The 1317-nt window shown below is 67.1% G+C and carries 1 pseudogene; it reads left to right on the top strand.

Annotation, left to right across the window (positions count from 1 at the left end):
- The first annotated feature begins 52 nt into the window (after positions 1–52).
- Positions 53–1287, top strand: a pseudogene (locus AB0F72_RS42145) (IS3 family transposase).
- Positions 1288–1317: the final 30 nt, after the last annotated feature.

Raw genomic sequence — 1317 nt, forward strand, 5'->3', positions numbered from 1 at the left:
TGTCCCGCCCCGAGTTTGATGGAGACATCGAAACCTGGGAGAAGATCTAGCGATGGCGGCACCGAAGAAGTACCCCGATGATCTGCGTGAGCGTGCGACCCGGTTGGCGATCGAGGCCCGTCGGGACCCGGCGTCTGCGGTCGGGGCGATCCGGCGGATCGCCGATCAGTGCGGGGTCCATCCGGAGGCGTTGCGCGGCTGGGTGAAGAAGGCCGAGGTCGACGCCGGCGACCGGCCGGGCACCACCAGCAGCGACGCCGAACGCCTCGCCGCCCTCGAGCGAGAGAATCGTGAGCTGCGGCGGGCGAACCAGATCCTGAGGTCCGCGGCGAGTTTCTTCGCCGCGGAGTTGGACCGTCCGTCGCGATGAAGGTCGACTTCGTCGACTCTCACCAGGAAGAACACGGTGTCCAGCCGATCCTGCGGGCCTTGGAAGGCACGCCCGCAGCGATCGCACCGTCGACCTACTACGCCGCCAAGACCCGGCCTGTCAGCGCCCGCTCGCGGCGTGACGAGAAGCTGACCGCGCTGATCAAGCAGATCCACGCGGCCAACTACGGCATCTACGGAGCCCGCAAGATCTGGCACGAGCTGCAGCGACGCGGCGTGCGGGTGGCCCGGTGCACCGTCGAACGGCTGATGCGCGCCGCCGGGCTGCGCGGACTGCTTCGGGACAAGTCGCCGCGCACGACCCGGCCCGCGGCCGAAACCGAGAGGCCTCGTGACCTGGTCAAACGCGACTTCACCGCGACCGGCCCGAACCAGCTGTGGGTCGCGGACCTGACGTATGTGCGCACCAGCGTGGGCTGGGTGTATGCCGCGTTCGTGCTGGACGTGCACTCCCGCATGATCGTCGGATGGCAGGTCGCCACCAGCCTCTACACCGACCTCGCCCTCGACGCGTTGAAGATGGCGATCTGGCGGCGTGAGAATCAAGGCGCTGACCTGCGCGGACTCGTCCACCACTCGGACCGGGGCGTGCAATATCGAGCCATTCGCTACAGCCAGCGCCTCGCCGAGGCCGGCGCGGTGGCCTCGGTCGGGTCAAAGGGCGACTCGTTCGACAACGCGATGGCCGAGGCGTTCAACTCCCTGTTCAAGGCCGAACTCGTCCGGAACAAGGGACCATGGCGCGGCCTCGACGATTTGGAGATGGCCACCGTCGAGTACATCGACTGGTACAACAACCGGCGCCTGCACGGCGAGCTCGAACACGTCCCGCCCGCCGAATATGAGGCACTACACGCGATGACCCAGCAGGCCACCGCACCCCTGAAAACCAGCTAACCAACTCTCCATCAAACCCGGGGCTTGACA

The sequence above is a fragment of the Actinoplanes sp. NPDC023936 genome, from assembly GCF_040639325.1.
Classification (GTDB): Bacteria; Actinomycetota; Actinomycetes; order Mycobacteriales; family Micromonosporaceae; genus Actinoplanes.